This window comes from Streptomyces sp. NPDC090499, assembly GCF_044769305.1.
In the GTDB taxonomy this organism is placed as follows: domain Bacteria; phylum Actinomycetota; class Actinomycetes; order Streptomycetales; family Streptomycetaceae; genus Streptomyces.
The window spans coordinates 1-17,409 of the sequence record NZ_JBIVXP010000025.1 but is presented as its reverse complement, the minus strand read 5'-3'; the positions used below and the strand labels follow the sequence as shown (position 1 = coordinate 17,409).

The following is a 17,409-nucleotide window of genomic DNA, read 5'->3' as shown; positions in this document are numbered from 1 at the left end:
CTGACGATTACGGCCTTACCCGAGGGCGCGCAGGCTCGGTACGAGCGCCACCAGTACCGGGACGACCGGGATCAGGGCGGCCGTCGCGGTCAGTCGCAGCCGGTGCCGGGCGGGGAGTCGGTCCGGGGCGGTGAGCAACCGGTCGACCCGCTGCGGGACATGGGCCTGCGGGGTCGGTCCGGGGCCGAACACCCCCCGGTCCTCGTTGAGTTCGACGAGGGCGAGCGCGGTGGTGAGGCGGCCGTGGCGCCGCGAGGCCACGTCGTCGGCGGCCAGTTCGACCAGCCGGTGCATCTCGTCGCGGAACGCGGCGAACACCGGGATCTGCGGGAACCCGCCCGCCAGCGCCGACGAGCAGTGCAGCAGCCAGTCGTGCCGGGCCTGCGCGTGACCTTGTTCGTGGGCGAGGACCGCGTCCAGCTGACGCCCCTTCAGGCGACGCAACGCTGCTGTGGTGACGACGAGTTGGGGCGCCGCCCCCGGCAGCCACCAGGCATCCGGGCGCTCGCCCTCCAGGACGACGAGTCGGCCGTCGGCCGGCCCCTCGCCGGGCAACAGCGGTGACCGGACCAGCAGTTCGGCCTGCTGCCGGTTGCGCCTGGCCCTGGCCCGTGCGATCTCCCGCACCAGCATCGCCCCGCTCCACAGCCCGGCGCAGGCGAGGGCCACCGCCGTCACCGCCGCCCACGGGCCGGTCGTACCCAGCGCGTAGGCGTCCACCACCCCGCTCGGGGCGGACGCGAACACGTGCCCGCGCACCGCCTGCCAGGCCGCCGCCGCGCTCAGCGTCATCGACAGTGCGCAGCACAGCAGAACGGCCGCCACCACGCACTGCCACACCCACAGCGCGACCACCGGCTCCCGGTCCGTCCAGTCGGCCCGGGCGAGCAGCCGGGGGCCGACCACGGCGGCCAGGACGCCGAGCAGCAGCAGTGCCACGGGGACCATCATGGCCAGCACCCTATGAGCGGGGGACCGTTCACGGGTACAGGCCATTACGCCAAAGTGACGCAGGCAACGTCTGCGCCGCCCATGCCGTCCCGGTCCCCCTCACAGCGCCAGCAGCATCGCCACCATGCCGATCCCCATCGTCAGCCGGCACGCCCGCGCCAGCTCGGGCCGGTCGCCCCACCCCAGGGCCGTCGTCCCGGCGGTGACCGCGACCGGGACGAGCCGCGCACCGGACAGCAGCACGTAGCCGGTGAAGTAGAGCAGCAACAGCCCGGTCACCAGCGGGACTCCGGCCCCGCCGTGATGGTGGGCGCCGGGGGCCGCCGCCATCGCCACCGCCATGTAGACCATCGCCGCCGCCCCCACCAGATGGTGCAGATGGTGCGGGCTGCTGCGGGCACTCCACAGGGCGCGCAGCGCGGCCGCGCCGAACACCGCCGCGTACAGCGGCCACGCCCACACCGGCGGTGTGAACACCGTCGCGGGCACGGCCATGACGGCCATCCCGAATCCCATCAGCGCCTCGCCGCCCGCGGCGCGCCGCTGTTCCCGGACAGTGCTGCGCATCCGCAGCAGGCAGTAGGCCCCGGTCGCCGCGCACAGCGCGACCAGCAGCCAGCCGGGCGAAGCCGGTCCGTGCACGGCGCACCTCCCCGCTCGACGTCGCGTCGATGGATGCGATGCCCCGGCTGTACGGCGCGCACGCGAGCGCAAGGGTGTACACGGGGAGCATTCGCCGGAGCACAGCCTGTGAGCAGGGCCGTTCGAGAATGTTTTACGAGTAAAACACATGCTAAATTGATGGGTATGAGCACCGCGACCCCTGCCACCACCCGCCGTCTGCCCCTCGCCGGGGTGCTGCGCCTCGGCCGGCCCTCCGACATCTGGTTCAAGCCCGCCTGCAGCGTGGTCGCCGCGGTCGCCCCGCCCAACCTGGTCCTGCTGGCCCTCGGCCGCCTCGACCTGGCGATGTACACGATGGCCGGATCGCTGTGCGCCCTCTACGGCCACAACCGCCCCTACCCCGCCCGCGCCCGCACCCTGGCGTGGGTGATCCTCGGCATGGCCGGCGGCCTCGCCGTCGCCCTGACCGCGGCCTCGCTCACCACGAACGCCGTCGTCCTGGTCACCGTCGGCGCGCTCATGGCCGCGGTGCAGAAGGCCCTCTGCGACGCCACCCGCGTCGGTCCGCCCGGGAACGTGGTCCTCACCTTCATCAGCTCCGCCTCCCTCTTCGCCCCGCAGACCCTCGGCCAGGTCCCCGGCCACCTCGGCCTCGCCCTCGCTGCGGGCGCCTGGGCCTGGCTGGTCGGCATGGCCCCCGGGCTGCTGCGCCCGCACGGCCCCGAGCGCCGGGCCACCGCCCACGCCCTGACCGCCACCGCCGCCCACGCCGACACCCACGGCACCGGCACCGGCTCCACCGGCGTCGGCCACGACCGGGCCCGCGCCGCCGCGGCCGCCGCCGTACAGGCCGCCTGGCAGTCCCTGCTCGCCACCGGCGCCCGCACCGACCGCACCCGCCGTGCCCTCGAACACCTCGTCGTCCGCGCCGAGGTCGCCCTCGCCGCTCCCGCCGACGCCGACCCGGCGCTGCTGCGCGGCTGGGCCCGCGCGCTGCGCGGTACCGGACGCGTCCCGCGCGTCGCCGGCGCCGACGACGACCTCATCGGCATCGCCGCCGAACTCTCCCTCCCGCAGCGCCCGTTGTGGGGCCGGCTCGGTCCGCTCGCCCCCTTCGCCGTCCGCACCGCGCTCGGCTGCGCCCTGGCCGGCTACGCCTCCCTCGCCCTCGGCGTCGGCCGCCCCTACTGGGCGCTGGTCACCGCCGCCTCCCTCTACCAGGCCAACGTCACCCTGACCTGGAGCCGGGGCGTCCAGCGCGTCGTCGGCAACCTCCTCGGCGTCCTTGTCTTCGCCGCCGTCGTCCCGCTCGCCCACCTCCACCCGGCCGTCCTGGTGCTGTGCTGCCTCGCCTTCAACTTCGGTGCCGAGGCGCTGATCGGCCGCAACTACTGGCTCGGCAGCGTCTGCGTCACCCCGATGGCCCTGCTCGTCACCGAGTTCGCCCGCACCCAGGACGCGGGGCAGCTGATCACCGAGCGGGTCGTGGACACCCTGGTCGGCGCGCTCGTCGGCTTCGCCACCGCCGTCGTCGTCACCAACCGCCGGGCCGGTGACCGGATCGAACACGCCCTGACCGCCGTCGAACAGGCCCGCGAACAGGCCGCCCGCCTGCTCGCCGGGCCGCAGCCGGCCCCGCGCGCCCTGGAGGCCGCCCGGCGCACCCTGTCCGCCGCCCTGGCGGACCTGCGCGCCACGGCCGACGCCGCGTCCGGCGAGTGGTGGCAGCGCGCGCTGCCCCAGGAGCGGGTCGTGCTCGCCGAGCAGTCCGGACACCGTACGCTCGCCGCGACGGTACGACGCCAGGGAACGCACTCCTGGGACGGCGCGAGGACTACGGAGGACGTACGGCCATGACGGCGACCAACGGACGACCGGCGGCCGGGAGCGACGCGGACAGAGGCGTGGGAGGAGGCGTGGGCGGCGGTGCGGGCCGGGGGGCCGGCCGGGACGACACGGTCGCGGCCGTCGTCCGGCAGTGGCGGAGCGTCCATCCCGCCCTGGACACGGGGCCCATGGAGGTCATCGGCCGGATCAACCGCTGCGCCGCCCTCCTCCAGCAGGCCGAGGACGCCCCGCTGCGCCGGGCCGGCCTCAGCCGCCCCGAGTTCGACCTGCTCGGCGCGCTCCGCCGCACCGGCCACGAGCTGACGCCGAGCGAGCTCGCCAAGGAGACCTTCTCCTCCGGCGCCGCCGTCACCAAACGCCTCAAGCAGCTCACCGAACGCGGCCTGGTCGAGCGGCGCGGCGACGCCCGTGACCGCAGGGTCGCCCACCTCCGCCTCACCACCGCGGGCCGCGACCTCGTCGACGGCATCCTGCCCGAGCAACTCGCCTACGAGACCGCCGTGCTCTCCGTCCTCGCCCCCGACGGCCAGGGCGAACTGGCGGGACTCCTGGCCGAGTTGCTGGGCCGTCTGGAGGGCCGGACGGGCGCGCTGCGGGCCTGATCCCGCCGGTACGGCCACCGCCCGGGACCCGCGGAGCGGCGCGGCCGGCCGCGACCGGCCGCGTGCTTCTCCACCCCGGGTTCCACCCGTGGGTCCAGGCGTCGCGGGCCCTGCGACAGCAGGCTAGGGGGCATGACAACGACCGAGTGGATCACCGACATCGCTCTCATCCTCGTCGTCTTCCGGCAGTTGCGGGAAGGCCGGCTGGACCTCAAGACCTTCCTGATCCCGCTGGGGATCGTGGCCTACGTGGCCCACACGTACCTGGACTCCGTGCCCACCGGGGGCAACGACCTGATACTGGTCGGCGCGCTCGTGGGCGCGGGCGCCGTCCTCGGCATCGCCGGCGGCGTCTACACCCGGGTCAGGACCGCAGGCGAGCACATCCTGATCAAGGCGGGCGCGGTCTCCGCCATCCTGTGGGTGCTCGGCATGGGTGCCCGGATGGGCTTCCAGCTGTGGACCGAGCACGGCGGCGCCGACGACGTCGCCCGGTTCAGCCTCGCCCACCACATCACCAGCGACCAGGCATGGGTGGCGGCCTTCGTGCTGATGGCGCTCACCGAGGTCGTCACCCGGCTGGCCACGATCTTCGTCCGGGGCCGGATGCTGACCGCCGGGCAGACCGCCCCTGCCTCGAACCGCGTCGCGGTCCGACCGTGAGTTATGGTCTGGCCGTGCCCACCGACGAGACCGCCTCCGCACCCGGACAGGTCCCGCCCCCATCGGCCGCGCCCCGGCCGATCCCGGGCCGGCACCCCTGGATGCAGTGGGCCCTCACCCTGGCGGTCATCGTCAGCGGGGCCCTGACGATCCGGCCGATGGGCGTCAGCGGGCCGGGGCTGGTGGTCGCGGCCCTGTTCGTACTGAACTGTGCGGCGCTGCTGGCCCGGGGCCTGCCCCCGGGCAGCGTCCCGCCGCGTGCCGCCGTCGTCTGGCTGTCGCTGGGCGTCCTCGCGGCGGCCGCGCTGATCGGCGCCGGCCGCAGCGGAACGGGTTACCTCTTCGCCTTCTTCCTCTCCGGTCACATCGGATACCGGCTGCCGACCAGACAGGCCCTCGTCCTGGCCCTGGCCTGCAGCCTGCTCTGCGGCGGCGTCCTGTACTTCCAGGTCGGACCGGGTCACCACCTGCTGCCCTGGGCCGTCGGCCTCACCACCGGCGCACCGGTCCTGATCGGAATACTCAACCGCATCCAGCACCAGGCCGTGGAGGCCGCGCTGTCGGCGGCCGAGAGCGCGGAGCGCGCCGCCCGGGCCGAGGCGCAGGCCGCCGTGCTCACCGAACGCGGCCGGATCGCCCGGGACGTGCACGACGTCCTGGCCCACACGCTGGCCGGGATCAACATGCAGCTGGAACTGGCCGACGCGCTGCTCGACACCGGCGACCTGGAGAAGGTCAGGGCGGTCAACGACAAGGCCCACAGCCTCGTGAAGGAGAGCCTGAAGCAGGCGCAGTGGACCGTCCACGCACTCCGCGAGGACTCGCTGCCGCTGGTGGAGACCCTCACCGCGATGGTCGAGTCGTCAGGTCACCGCGACGCCCTGACCGTCCGCGGCACCCCCGTGGAGGTACCGGCCCGGGTGACCCAGAATCTGCTGCGGATCGCCCAGGAGTCCCTGACCAACGCCGCGCGGCACGCTCCGGGCGGTGCGGTGCGGGTGGAGCTGGCCTTCGCGGCTTCCTCGACGGCGCTGACGATCCGGAACCGACAGGCCACCCGTACGGTGGACGCGGGGGTCGGCAGCGGAATGGGGCTGATCGGAATGCGCGAACGCGTCGCCCTGCTGGGCGGCACCCTCACCGCGGGACCGGTCACCGAGGGACCGGACCAAGGCGGCTGGCAAGTGGAGGCAGTGATCCCGCGATGAGTGAACCCACCGAGAGCTCCCGGCCGTTGCGCGTGGTCGTCGCCGACGACCAGGCCGCCGTCCGCGAACCCCTCGCCGCGGTGCTGGGCCTGGCCGAGGACATCGACGTCGTCGCGGCGGCCGCGGACGGCAACGGCGTACTGGACGCGGTCGCCGCCGGTCCGGTGGACGTCGTGCTGATGGACCTGCGCATGCCCGTGCTCGACGGAATCGAGACCACCCGCAGGCTGAGCGACGAACACCCCGGGGTGGCCGTCGTCGTGCTCACCACGTTCGCCGACGACGACTCGATCCTGGCGGCCCTCAGCGCGGGCGCCCGCGGCTATCTGACGAAGAACGCCGGACGCCAGGACATCGTCCGCGCGATCCGCGCCGCCGCCGCGGGCCAGTCCGTCCTGGACCGGGAGGTCCAGGACCGGCTGCTGGCCACCGTCCGCGCCAGGCCGACGGCGTCCGGACAGCAGCTGCCCGCGGATCTGACACCCCGCGAACGCGAAGTACTCACCCTGATCGGCCAGGGTCTGCCCAACCGCGCGATCGCCGAGAAGCTCTTCGTGAGCGAGGCGACCGTCAAGACGCACATCAACAACCTCTTCGCCAAGGCCGACATCCGGGACCGGGCCGACGCCGTGCGCCGCGCCATCGCGGCCGGCCTGGCCTGACCCGCTGGAACCGCGGCGGTGCGCCGTCGTTGGTCCACGGCGCCGTCGTGGCCGGTCGCGCGGTTTCTCCCGCAGCCTTCGGCCGGGGTGCCCCCAGTGCCCCCGCGGGGGCACTGCCGCCGCCGGACCTGCTCAGATCCCCGGCCGGTACCGCAGCGGGTGGTCGGCCGGTACCTCCACCAGCACGATCCGGATCCCGTCGGGATCGGCGGTCCACATCTCGACCAGTCCCCACGGCTCCTTCACAGGCGGGCGCACGATCGCGACGCCCTTCGCCACCAGCTCCGCGTGTGCCGCCGCGAGGTCCGCGACCTGCAGCCACAGCTGCACGGCCGGCGAGGGCGGCGTGTCCGACCGGCCGGAGACCTCCAGGAACCCGCCGCCGAGGAAGTAGACCGTGCCGCGCTCCGGGCCCTCACCGAACTCGCGGTAGACAGGCAGGCCGAGCTGCTCGCCGTAGAAGGCGCGGGACCGCTCGGGGTCGGTGGGGTGGATCAGCGTACGGCTGCTCAGTACATGCACCATGCGACCGGAGCGTAGTGGCAGGCCACCACGGGAGCCGGGCAGGGGACCGGGGAAGCGGGGGAGCGGGGATAGGCTCGTGGCGGCTCAGCAGCACGTGAGATCGGCAGCACTTGAGATCGGAGAACCCGCCCATGGAGAACGTCGCCGCCGCACCGACCTTCCGCGACGCCACCGACGCCGACGTGGACGTCCTGGTCGCGTTGGTCGAGTCGGCCTACCGGGGCGACGACAGCCGGGCCGGCTGGACCACCGAGGCGGACATCCTGGAGGGGCAGCGCACCGATCCCGAGGGCGTCCTCGAAGTGATCAAGGCACCGGACGGCAAGCTGCTCGTCGTCGAACGGGACGGCGGGGTCGTCGCCTGCTGCCAGCTCGAACACCGCGGCGACCACGCCTACTTCGGCATGTTCGCGGTGAGCCCCGCCCTGCAGGGCGCCGGCCTCGGCAAGGTCGTCATCGCCGAGGCGGAGCGCCAGGCCCGCGAGGACTGGGGCGTGACCGAGATGCACATGACGGTGATCTCGGTGCGCGACGACCTCATCGCCTGGTACGAGCGGCGCGGCTACCGCCGTACGGGACGGATGACGCCGTTCCCGTACGGCGAGGAGCGCTTCGGCATTCCGCAGCGCGCCGACCTGCAGTTCGAGCTGCTGGTCAAGCCGCTGGTGTGAGGCGCGGGCCGGTGTTCAGGCCGTGAAGCGGGCGGTGCGTTTGATCTCCGGGTAGTCGGTCGTCGCACCGTCCAGCTGGAGCGCGCGCACCAGCCGCAGATCGTCCTGGGTGTTCACCACCCAGCCGATCACCCGCAGGTCCGCCTTGCGGGCGTGCTCGACCACTTCCAGGGTCAGCCGCCGGATGTTGAGGCAGAGGGTGGCCGCCCCCGCCTCCTGGGCGCGTTCCACCACGTCGGTGCCGTAGCGGCTGGCGATCAGCGCGGTGCGCACCCCCGGCACCAGCCGGGCGATCTCGGCGACCGCCTCGTCGTGGAACGAGGACACCTCCACCCGGGACACCAGGTCCCGCCGCTGCATGACCTCGGCCAGCGCTCTGGCCGCGGCCACGTCCTTGATCTCGGCCTGCAGCGGCGACCGTACGGCGTCCAGGACCTCCTCGAACACCGGCACCCGCTCGCCCCGGCCGGCGTCGAGACCGCGCAGCTCCTCCAGGGTCTTCTCGGCGATCGGTCCGGTGCCGTCGGTCGTGCGGTCCACCTCCGCGTCGTGCATGACGACCAGGGCGCCGTCCTTGCTCAGGTGGAGATCGAGTTCGATCAGGTCGAGGCCGGCCAGCTGGGCGGCGACGAAGGAACGGAGGGTGTTCTCGGGCTCGACGCCCATGACTCCGCGGTGACCGATGGTAAGGAAGTTCAAGATTCAACTCGCTTCCGTCGACGGCGGCGATGGGTGCAGGCGCGCGAACCGTACGACGGACGTCGCTGTCCACGCGGCTGGGCGCAGCCTAATGGCCGCCCGTCGCGATGAACCCGTACGTACACGGGGGGATTGGTGTGCCGGGCGCGCGACACCTGGCCTGTGTCCCGGTCGGCGGTCACCCGGTGGTGGGCGCGTCCCCTCGCGCATTGACCGGCCGGATCCGTGCGGTCCGCCGAAGCTGACGCCTCGTCACGGGTCGTAGTGAATGTGAGCGTCTTCACGGTTTCGGACAGGAAAAAGCGCGGCGAAGAAGGGGTGCCGCAGGATAATCTCCCGAGAGGCCCCTTGCTGGAAGAAACCTCGTACGCATACGGTGTCCTTACGGAAGCTTCTCCCGTGGAGGATGGGTCATGACGGAAATTCTTGTGCAGGCGGGTTCGGAGGGACAGGTCCTTCCCGTGACCAGGGTGGTCGAGCACCCGGCGTGGCCCGTGCTCAAGGATGCCGTGGAGCAGATCCGGCCATGGCAGTCGAAGGACGGGGCGATCGACTTCGAGGCCGTGGGTGCGCCCGCACGGGCCGACGCGGAGGCGGCCGTACGGCGTGTCGTCGAGGCCGTGGAAGAGCTGTCCCCGCTGCTCCCGCACGACGCCGACTACCACCACGCGCTGGTGACGGACCTGCGGCGCTGGGCCGTCGGCGGCTTCCAGGTGCCCGACTTCCTCGACTCGCTGCTCGCCTTCCAGCCCGCCGCGGGCCGCGCGGACGGCCTCCAGCACCTGGTCGTCTTCCCGATGTACACGCAGAACGGCAACCCGGACCGCAACCTGGAGGCGGTCGTGCTCCGCATGGTCTGGCCGGACTGGCTGGCCGAGCTGGAGCGCACCCGGTACGACAACCCGCTGTTCTGCGGCATCACCTTCGAGGACTTCACGGCCGGCTACGACACCAACTCCGCCGTCCTCTTCCCCGAGACCATCGCCGTGCGCGAGGCGCCGGAACGATTCTCCTGGGGCGGCATCTTCTGCGACCGCGAGGCCGCCCGCTTCCGCCGGGTCACCGACGCCGCCGTCGGCATCCTGGGCCTCGAACTCCCCGAGGACATCGCCGCGATGGTCCACGACCAGAAGCGCTGCGAGGAGGCCTTCGTCCTGTGGGACATGGTCCACGACCGCACCCACAGCCACGGCGACCTGCCGTTCGACCCGTTCATGATCAAGCAGCGCCAGCCGTTCTGGATGTACGGCCTGGAGGAGCTGCGCTGCGACCTCACCGCCTTCAAGGAGGCCGTGAAGCTGGCGGCCGACGGTGTCCCGCAGGCTCGTGACGTGCAGTACGCGGTGCTCTTCGACCGCATGTTCCGGTTCCCGGTCACCGGCGACCGGGTCCGCAACTACGACGGGCTCGGCGGCCAGCTGCTCTTCGCCTACCTGCACAAGCACGACGTGGTCCGCTGGACCGACAACAAGCTCGCCATCGACTGGGAGCGCGCCCCGCAGGTCACCAACCAGCTGTGCGCCGAGATCGAGAGGCTGTACAAGGACGGCATCGACCGCCCGAAGCTCGTCCACTGGTTCGCCGGGTACGAACTGGTCGCCACCTACCTCGCGCCGCACCCGGGCTCCAAGTGGGCCAAGGGTCCCGACGCCCTGGACCTGACCCTGCCGCCGCGCAAGCTGGTGGACGACGTGCTTCCCGACGAGTTTCCGCTGAGCATGTTCTACGAGGCCCTGTCCAAGAAGCTGAAGAACGTGATCGCCGAGACCAAGGGCATCACCGCGGACAGCGCCGAGCCGGTCGCCGCGTGAGCGACCTGCTGCGGAACACTGGTCAGGATCTGCGGAACACGGCTCAAGAGGGGAAGCACATGGCGGGCAACGGGTCTCTCAGTGGTGCGGTGATCGCGGTGGCCGGGGCGGGCGGGCCCGCCGGGCACGCGACGCTGGTCAGGCTGGCGGAGGCGGGCGCGACCGTCGTCGGCGCCGACAACAATCCCGAGCGCCTGGCGGAGGCCGTGGACGCGGCCAGGTACGCGGGCGGCGGCGCCGTGGTCACCGGTGAGACGGTCGACCTGCTCGACCCGGACTCGACCCGGGCCTGGGCCGACCGCATCGAGAAGGACCACGGCCGGATCGACGGCCTGGTCCACCTGGTCGGCGGCTGGCGCGGCAGCGCCAACTTCGCCGAGACCGACCTCGCCGACTGGGACCTGCTGGAGAAGCTGCTGATCCGCACCGTCCAGCACACCTCCCTGGCCTTCTTCGACGGCCTGCAGCGCAGCGAGCGCGGCCGGTACGTGCTGATCAGCGCCTCGGGCGCGTCGAAGCCGACCGCCGGCAACGCCGCCTACTCCGCGGCCAAGGCGGCCGCCGAGGCCTGGACGCTCGCCATGGCCGACGGCTTCCGCAAGGCCGGAGGCGAGGCGGGCCCCACCTCCGCTGCTGCCATCCTGGTGGTGAAGGCGTTGGTGCACGACGCGATGCGCGCCGAGCGCCCCAACGCGAAGTTCGCGGGCTTCACGGACGTCAGGGACCTCGCCGAGGCCGTCGAGGGCGTCTGGAGCAGGTCCGCCGCCGAAGTGAACGGAAACCGTCTGTGGCTGACCGAGAAGCCGTGAACCCTCCCAGGACCGACGCGCGTCGCCACCACGACCCGCAGGTCCGCGGTTTCGCCAGTGACAACTACGCAGGAGCCCACCCCGAGGTGCTGGCCGCCCTGGCCCTCGCCAACGGCGGCCACCAGGTGGCGTACGGCGAGGACGAGTACACCGAGCACCTCCAGCGGCTCGTCCGCAGCCACTTCGGGGCCACGGCGGAGGCCTTCCCGGTCTTCAACGGCACCGGCGCGAACGTCGTCGCGCTCCAGGCGGTCACCGACCGCTGGGGCGCGGTGATCTGCGCCGAGAGCGCGCACATCAACGTCGACGAGGGCGGTGCCCCCGAGCGCATGGGCGGCCTCAAGCTGCTCACCGTGCCCACCCCCGACGGCAAGCTCACCCCCGACCTCATCGACCGGCAGGCGTACGGCTGGGACGACGAGCACCGCGCCATGCCCCAGGTGGTCTCCCTCACCCAGAGCACCGAGCTGGGCACCCTCTACACACCGGACGAGATCCGCGCGATCTGCGAGCACGCCCACGCGCACGGCATGAAGGTGCACCTGGACGGCTCCCGGATAGCCAACGCGGCGGCCTCCCTGGACGTCCCGATGCGCACCTTCACCAACGCCGTCGGCGTGGACATCCTCTCGCTGGGCGGCACCAAGAACGGCGCGATCTTCGGCGAGGCGGTCGTGGTGATCAACCAGGACGCCGTCAGCCACATGAAGCACCTGCGCAAGCTGTCCATGCAGCTCGCCTCCAAGATGCGCTTCGTGTCGGTCCAGCTGGAGGCCCTGCTCGCCAAGGACCTGTGGCTGCGCAACGCCCGGCACGCCAACGAGATGGCCCAGCGGCTCGCCGAGGGCGTCCGGGCCGTGCACGGCGTGGAGATCCTCCACCCGGTGCAGGCCAACGGCGTCTTCGCACGGCTCCCGCACGACGTGAGCCTGCGCCTGCAGAAGCGCTTCCGGTTCTACTTCTGGGACGAGGCCGCCGGGGACGTGCGCTGGATGTGCGCCTTCGACACGACCGAGGAGGACGTGGACGCGTTCGTGGCCGCCCTCAAGGAAGAGATGGCGCGCTAGCCCCACTCGCTGCATAGATATGCGGTCATCTGAAAAGTCATTGACGCTCGGGTGATCGCATTCCTATGCTCTGCGGACATGGAGCTGATCCAGAACACCGCCGACCTCTCCGCCTACCTGGCCGCTGACGAGGTCATCGACCACCACCATCCTCGGATCAGGGAGACCGCCGCCCGGCTGGCTGCGGAAGTCGACGACTCGTATGACTATGCGCGCGCCGCATACGAGTTCGTACGGGACGCCATCCCGCACTCCCAGGACTCCGGCGACCTGCGCGTGACCTGGCGGGCCTCGGACGTGCTGGAGTGGCGCACCGGCATCTGCCATGCCAAGGCCCACGCCCTGGCCGCCCTGCTGCGTGCCGAGGACATCCCGGCGGCCCTGTGCTACCAGCGCCTGGCGCACGACGACGCCGGCGGCCACGTCGTGCACGGCCTGGTCGCCGTCCGCTTCCACGGCGCCTGGCACCGGCAGGACCCGCGCGGCAACAAGCCGGGGGTGGACGCACAGTTCTCCCTCGACGGCGAACGGCTGGCCTGGGTCCCCGACCCGCAGTCCAATGAGATGGACTATCCGGTCCTGTACGCTGAACCTCATCCGGCCGTGCTCGGCGCGCTCCGAGCGGCGCCCGACCGCCCGTACCTCTGGAAGACGCTCCCCACCGCACTCTGAGGCAAGCCCATGACTCTCACGCTCACCGTGTCCGACGAGGTGCGCGCCCTCGCGCCCGGCTTCACGCACCTCGTCATCGAGGCCCACGGCCTGGTCAACGGGCCCAGCACGGAGGCGAGTTCGGCGCTCCTCGACGACGCGTCCCGCCGTCTGGCCGTACGCCTGGACGGGCGTGCCCCGCACGAGGACCCGCACATGGCGGCCTGGCGGGCCGCCTACACGGCCTTCGGCTCCAAGCCGTCCCGCACCCGCAACTCGGCCGAGGCGCTGGCCAAGCGGGCCCTCGCGGACGGCGGCCTGCCCCGGATCAACCTGCTCGTGGACCTCTACAACGCCATCAGCGTCGCCCACCTGATCCCGGTCGGCGGCGAGGACCTCGACCTCGTCCAGGGCGGGATGCGCCTGGTGCGCGCCACGGGCGGGGAGGACTTCGTCACCGTGGCCGGGGGCGAGGAGACCGTCGAGCACCCCGATGCCGGCGAGGTCGTGTGGTGCGACGACGCCGGAGTGACCTGCCGCCGCTGGAACTGGCGCCAGGGCCCGCGCACCCGGCTCACCGAACGCACGACCTCGGCCGTCTTCCTGCTGGAGAGCCTCGCCCCGGTGCCGCAGGTGGCGGCGGCGGGCGCCGAACTCGCGGAACTGCTGGCGAAGTTCAGTCCGGGCGCCCGTATCGAGGTGCGCTCGCCCGAGTCGGCGGGCTGAGGATCAGACCGCCTCGGCGGCCTTCAGCTGGTCCAGTGTGGGGGCCGTACCGCCCAGGTGCGCCGGGAGCCACCAGGTGTCGGCCGAGTCCTTCGGCCTGGCGGGGTAGGCGCGCTGGGCGGCGTCGAGGAGTTCCTGGACGCGCTCGCGCAGCCGGCGGGTGATGGCGCCCGCGTACTGGTCCCGGGGTGCGTCGACCGGCTCGCCGACCCGGATGGTGATGGGCAGGTGGTTCCGCTTGAAGTTGCGCGGCTGGCCCTTGGTCCAGATGCGCTGGGTGCCCCACAGGGCCATCGGCACGAGCGGGACGCCGGCCTCCTGCGCGAGGCGTGCGGCACCCGACTTGAAGCTCTTCAGGGTGAAGGACTGGGAGATCGTGGCCTCGGGGAAGACGCCCACGATCTCACCGGACTTCAGCGAGTCCAGCGCGTGCTGGTAGGCGGCCTCGCCCTGCTTGCGGTCCACCGGGATGTGCTTCATGCCGCGCATCAGCGGACCGGAGATGCGGTGCCGGAACACCGACTCCTTCGCCATGAACCGCACCAGGCGCTTCTGCGGCAGCGCCGCGAGGCCGTCGAAGACGAAGTCCAGGTAGCTGATGTGATTGCTCACCAGCACGGCGCCGCCCGAGCGCGGGATGTTCTCCGAACCCTGGCAGTCGATCTTGAGGTCCCAGACCTTGAACAGCGTCTTGGCGAAACCGATGACGGGACGGTAGACCAGCTCTGGCATGGGCGGGGCGGACCCTTTCTGCTCTGCCTGGGAAAGGGGCTCCCGGCGGGAAGTTACGGAGCCGTAGGTTTACGGCGTCTCGCAGATCGTGCCCGAAGAACGGACGGGGAGCCAGCCCTGGTGCCCGGGCGTGGCGAGATCCTCGTCACGTTGGGCCCCTTGATCCACCTCGCGCTTTTAACGCGCCTTTACTCCGGTCCTGCCGTCAACCGCCGCATGAGCAGGAACATCTCGCACCCCAGGCAGTACCCGAACGCCGCATTGAGGAAGGCCGCGGCGAGCGCGAGCCCGGTCGCCGCGAGGCCCAACCAGGCGGGCCCCAGCGCGAATCCGGCCAGACCGAGCCCCGCGAAGACCAGTCCGACCGCCTGCGCGAACCGCGGGGGCTCCGGCGGCTCGAACTCCGTCGGGGCGCCGAGGCGCGGTCGCAGGAGTGTCCGGAACGCCCAGCCGTACGGCGATCTGGTCACGCCGCCGGCCGCGCCGAGCGCGAACGCCAGCGTCTGCCAGGCGAGGAGCCAGGGGCTCCGGGTGATGAGTGCGACGGCCAGTACGACCGTCGTCACGGTCGCCGCGAACCGCGGCCCGCGTGCGTCGATGTCCATGAACCAAGGATTCCGCCCCGCGGGCCGGTAGGGGAGCCGGGAATCTTTGCAGTCTCGTGAACGCTTTTCCCTGCGGTGAGCCGTCTCGTGGATCCTTGTCCGGTGATGACCGGACTGGTGGTGTGCGTGGCGGTGCTCGCGGCGGCGAGTGTCTACGGAGTGCTGCACAGGCGGCGGAGCGGGAGGGTACGGGTGCGCGGGCGCGACGACGGCAAGCGGCTCGGGGCGGCCGAACTCGGCGGCGAACTGGGCGAACGGGCCACGCTGGTGCAGTTCTCCAGCGCCTTCTGCGCCCCCTGCCGGGCCACCCGGCGGGTGCTGGGCGAGGTCGCCGGGATGGTCCCCGGCGTCACCCACGTCGAGATCGACGCCGAAGCCCGCCTGGACCTCGTACGCGAGCTGGAGATCCTCAAGACCCCCACGGTGCTGGTGCTCGACGCGGCCGGCCGGGTGGTGCGCCGGGCCACCGGGCAGCCCCGCAAGGCGGACGTCATCGCGGCGCTCGGCGAGGCGGTCTGACGGCCATGCCGATGACGGTGAGGCACCTCCCATATCCCGGAACGTACTTGACTGGGCACACCACCTATCGTCAGCCTGACCGTATGGCTCAGGAACTCCTTCTCTTCGGCCGGGTCCACGTGGACCTGGCCCGCACCGCGAGCGCGCGCTGTCCGGGCTGTTGAGCAGCCCCGGACCCGACGCCCGCCTCCCGCAGAAGGACAATTCCATGACGGCCACGCCCGACCTCGGCGCCCCTCGGCTCGCCTCTCCCGACCTGCTCCGCTCCGCCTTCCGGCGGCACGCGGCCGGTGTGGCGGTGATCACGGCGCGCGGCGCCCACGGCCCGGTCGGCTTCACCGCCACCTCGCTCACCTCGGTCTCCGCCGAGCCGCCGATGCTCTCCTTCGGCGTCGGTACGGGCGCCTCCAGCTGGCCCGCGATATCCACCGCCGAGCACATCGGCGTCCACATCCTCGGCGAGCACCAGGCCGAGCTCGCGGCCACCTTCGCGCGCAGCGGCGCCGACCGGTTCGGGACTCCCACCAGCTGGCGCGACGGTCATGCGGGCGTCCCGGTCCTCGACGACGTGCTGGTGTGGCTCGTGTGCCGGGTGGTGGCGCGCGTGCCGGCCGGTGACCACCGGATCGTGCTCGCCGAGGTGCTCGTCGGCGATCCCTCCCGCGCCGGACGGCCGCTGCTGTACCACCAGGGCGCCTTCAACGGGCTGCGGGACTGATCACACGCCCCTGGTTCCACGGATCACACGCCCTTGGTTCTGCGGACGCGTCGAGTTCCGGTTACGCTGCGTTGCGAAGGTCACAGTTCAAAGCGCTTGCTTAGCGGGAACGAACTGAGTGTACTGGTGAGTAATATTTCGTTCGGAGCGCGCGGCCGCCCCGACCGGGATGAGCCGCTTGAGGCGCCTATGCTGCCTTCAAGAGGCAGCCCAGAAAAGACGATGCAGTAGGAGAGCCGGCGTGAGCCTGAGGATCGTTGTCACTGTGAAGTACGTGCCCGACGCCACTGGCGACCGGCACTTCGCCGATGACCTGACCGTCGACCGTGACGACGTGGACGGTCTCCTCTCCGAGCTGGACGAGTACGCGGTCGAGCAGGCGCTGCAGATCTCGGAGAACTCCGACGACGACGTCGAGGTCACCGTTTTGACGGTGGGTCCGGAGGACGCCAAGGACGCGCTGCGCAAGGCGCTCTCCATGGGTGCGGACAAGGCGATCCACGTCGAGGACGACGACCTGCACGGCACCGACGCGATCGGCACCTCGCTGGTGCTCGCGAAGGCGATCGAGAAGGCCGGCTTCGACCTGGTGGTCTCCGGCATGGCCTCCACCGACGGCACCGCCGGCATCGTGCCGGCCCTGCTCGCGGAGCGGCTGGGCGTCCCGCAGGTCACCCTGCTCTCCGAGGTCTCGGTCGAGGACGGCACGGTCAAGGGCCGCCGCGACGGCGACGCCGCGTCCGAGCAGCTGGAGGCCTCGCTGCCGGCGGTCGTGTCGGTGACCGACCAGTCGGGTGAGGCGCGTTACCCGTCCTTCAAGGGCATCATGGCCGCGAAGAAGAAGCCGGTTCAGTCCTGGGACCTGTCCGACCTCGACCTGGAGGCGGAGGAGGTCGGCCTGGAGGGTGCCTGGACCGCGGTCCAGGACGCCACCGCGCGTCCGGCCCGTACCGCGGGCACGATCGTCAAGGACGAGGGCGAGGGCGGCAAGCAGCTCGCCGAGTTCCTCGCGGGCCAGAAGTTCATCTGAGCCCCGCAGTCGCCGACCGCCCCTCAACTGATCCAAGCAGGAGAGCATTCCCATGGCTGAAGTCCTCGTCTACGTCGACCACGTGGACGGTGCCGTCCGCAAGCCCACCCTGGAGCTGCTGACCCTGGCCCGCCGCATCGGCGAGCCCGTCGCCGTCGCGCTCGGTGCCGGTGCCGCCGACACCGCCGCCGCGCTCGCCGAGCACGGCGCGGTCAAGGTCCTCACCCACGACGCGTCCGAGTACGCCGACTACCTGGTCGTCCCGAAGGTCGACGCGCTCCAGGCCGC

General features: G+C 72.0%; 20 protein-coding genes and 1 pseudogene. 15 read left to right on the top strand and 6 right to left on the bottom strand.

What is annotated here, in order from left to right:
* Positions 1–15: 15 nt before the first annotated feature.
* Together ACIQVL_RS46030 and ACIQVL_RS46025 are read right to left on the bottom strand one after the other, a co-directional pair.
* On the bottom strand, positions 16–951 hold the full coding sequence (locus tag ACIQVL_RS46030; protein WP_403436243.1) for a M56 family metallopeptidase: 936 nt from the start codon (positions 949–951) through the stop codon (positions 16–18).
* Between the two features lie 99 nt (positions 952–1,050).
* Complete coding sequence (locus ACIQVL_RS46025) at positions 1,051–1,593, bottom strand: DUF5134 domain-containing protein (RefSeq protein WP_403436245.1); 543 nt, start codon at positions 1,591–1,593, stop codon at positions 1,051–1,053.
* 165 nt (positions 1,594–1,758) lie between these two features.
* On the opposite strand from ACIQVL_RS46025, the gene ACIQVL_RS46020 reads away from it, so the two are divergent.
* The 5 genes from ACIQVL_RS46020 to ACIQVL_RS46000 all read left to right on the top strand — a co-directional run bounded on the left by ACIQVL_RS46020 (position 1,759) and on the right by ACIQVL_RS46000 (position 6,558).
* On the top strand, positions 1,759–3,432 hold the full coding sequence (locus tag ACIQVL_RS46020; RefSeq protein ID WP_403478535.1) for an FUSC family protein: 1,674 nt from the start codon (positions 1,759–1,761) through the stop codon (positions 3,430–3,432).
* Entirely contained in the window at positions 3,429–4,025 is a 597-nt protein-coding gene (locus ACIQVL_RS46015) for a MarR family winged helix-turn-helix transcriptional regulator (RefSeq protein ID WP_403436249.1), read from the top strand. Before ACIQVL_RS46020 ends, ACIQVL_RS46015 begins: the two co-directional genes overlap by 4 nt.
* Before the next feature lie 132 nt (positions 4,026–4,157).
* A complete protein-coding gene (locus tag ACIQVL_RS46010; protein WP_403478534.1) occupies positions 4,158–4,688 on the top strand; it encodes a hypothetical protein in 531 nt (176 codons plus the stop codon).
* Positions 4,689–4,789: 101 nt separating this feature from the next.
* Complete coding sequence (locus tag ACIQVL_RS46005) at positions 4,790–5,896, top strand: sensor histidine kinase (RefSeq protein ID WP_403478594.1); 1,107 nt, start codon at positions 4,790–4,792, stop codon at positions 5,894–5,896.
* Positions 5,893–6,558 (top strand): response regulator, encoded by a 666-nt coding sequence (locus ACIQVL_RS46000; protein WP_403436252.1) that lies wholly within the window; start codon positions 5,893–5,895, stop codon positions 6,556–6,558. Before ACIQVL_RS46005 ends, ACIQVL_RS46000 begins: the two co-directional genes overlap by 4 nt.
* 132 nt (positions 6,559–6,690) lie before the next feature.
* Here ACIQVL_RS46000 and ACIQVL_RS45995 read toward each other — a convergent pair whose 3' ends face one another.
* Positions 6,691–7,083 carry a VOC family protein gene (locus ACIQVL_RS45995; protein WP_403478533.1) on the bottom strand — a complete coding sequence of 131 codons (393 nt, stop codon included), beginning with the start codon at positions 7,081–7,083 and terminating at the stop codon, positions 6,691–6,693.
* A gap of 131 nt (positions 7,084–7,214) precedes the next feature.
* Here ACIQVL_RS45995 and ACIQVL_RS45990 point away from each other — a divergent pair, with 131 nt between their 5' ends.
* Entirely contained in the window at positions 7,215–7,754 is a 540-nt protein-coding gene (locus ACIQVL_RS45990) for a GNAT family N-acetyltransferase (protein ID WP_403436256.1), read from the top strand.
* Positions 7,755–7,769: 15 nt separating this feature from the next.
* Here ACIQVL_RS45990 and ACIQVL_RS45985 read toward each other — a convergent pair whose 3' ends face one another.
* Positions 7,770–8,453, bottom strand: coding sequence for a glycerophosphodiester phosphodiesterase (locus ACIQVL_RS45985; protein WP_403436258.1), 684 nt, complete (start codon positions 8,451–8,453; stop codon positions 7,770–7,772).
* Positions 8,454–8,866: 413 nt separating this feature from the next.
* Between ACIQVL_RS45985 and ACIQVL_RS45980 the strand changes: the two genes are divergently transcribed.
* From ACIQVL_RS45980 to ACIQVL_RS45960, 5 genes are all read left to right on the top strand, one after another.
* On the top strand, positions 8,867–10,264 hold the full coding sequence (locus ACIQVL_RS45980; RefSeq protein WP_403478532.1) for a DUF6421 family protein: 1,398 nt from the start codon (positions 8,867–8,869) through the stop codon (positions 10,262–10,264).
* 59 nt (positions 10,265–10,323) lie between these two features.
* On the top strand, positions 10,324–11,073 hold the full coding sequence (locus ACIQVL_RS45975) for an SDR family NAD(P)-dependent oxidoreductase (RefSeq protein ID WP_403436260.1): 750 nt from the start codon (positions 10,324–10,326) through the stop codon (positions 11,071–11,073).
* Positions 11,070–12,140 (top strand): threonine aldolase family protein, encoded by a 1,071-nt coding sequence (locus ACIQVL_RS45970; protein WP_403436262.1) that lies wholly within the window; start codon positions 11,070–11,072, stop codon positions 12,138–12,140. Before ACIQVL_RS45975 ends, ACIQVL_RS45970 begins: the two co-directional genes overlap by 4 nt.
* 78 nt (positions 12,141–12,218) lie before the next feature.
* Positions 12,219–12,812, top strand: a complete 594-nt coding sequence (locus tag ACIQVL_RS45965; RefSeq protein ID WP_403478531.1) for a transglutaminase domain-containing protein — start codon at positions 12,219–12,221, stop codon at positions 12,810–12,812.
* A 9-nt stretch (positions 12,813–12,821) separates the two neighbouring features.
* Positions 12,822–13,517, top strand: a complete 696-nt coding sequence (locus tag ACIQVL_RS45960; RefSeq protein ID WP_403478530.1) for a B3/4 domain-containing protein — start codon at positions 12,822–12,824, stop codon at positions 13,515–13,517.
* A gap of 3 nt (positions 13,518–13,520) precedes the next feature.
* On the opposite strand, the gene ACIQVL_RS45955 is transcribed toward ACIQVL_RS45960, so the two are convergent.
* Together ACIQVL_RS45955 and ACIQVL_RS45950 are read right to left on the bottom strand one after the other, a co-directional pair.
* A complete protein-coding gene (locus ACIQVL_RS45955; protein ID WP_403436269.1) occupies positions 13,521–14,249 on the bottom strand; it encodes a lysophospholipid acyltransferase family protein in 729 nt (242 codons plus the stop codon).
* A 188-nt stretch (positions 14,250–14,437) separates the two neighbouring features.
* Entirely contained in the window at positions 14,438–14,854 is a 417-nt protein-coding gene (locus tag ACIQVL_RS45950; protein ID WP_403436272.1) for a DUF4395 domain-containing protein, read from the bottom strand.
* A gap of 105 nt (positions 14,855–14,959) precedes the next feature.
* Between ACIQVL_RS45950 and ACIQVL_RS45945 the strand changes: the two genes are divergently transcribed.
* The 4 genes and pseudogenes from ACIQVL_RS45945 to ACIQVL_RS45930 form a co-directional block, all read left to right on the top strand.
* Positions 14,960–15,373, top strand: a complete 414-nt coding sequence (locus ACIQVL_RS45945) for a thioredoxin family protein (RefSeq protein WP_351956432.1) — start codon at positions 14,960–14,962, stop codon at positions 15,371–15,373.
* 208 nt (positions 15,374–15,581) lie between these two features.
* Positions 15,582–16,091, top strand: a complete 510-nt coding sequence (locus tag ACIQVL_RS45940; RefSeq protein WP_403478529.1) for a flavin reductase family protein — start codon at positions 15,582–15,584, stop codon at positions 16,089–16,091.
* A gap of 241 nt (positions 16,092–16,332) precedes the next feature.
* Entirely contained in the window at positions 16,333–17,121 is a 789-nt protein-coding gene (locus tag ACIQVL_RS45935; RefSeq protein WP_403478528.1) for an electron transfer flavoprotein subunit beta/FixA family protein, read from the top strand.
* A gap of 52 nt (positions 17,122–17,173) precedes the next feature.
* Positions 17,174–17,409: pseudogene (locus tag ACIQVL_RS45930) on the top strand (electron transfer flavoprotein subunit alpha/FixB family protein); the annotation flags it as partial.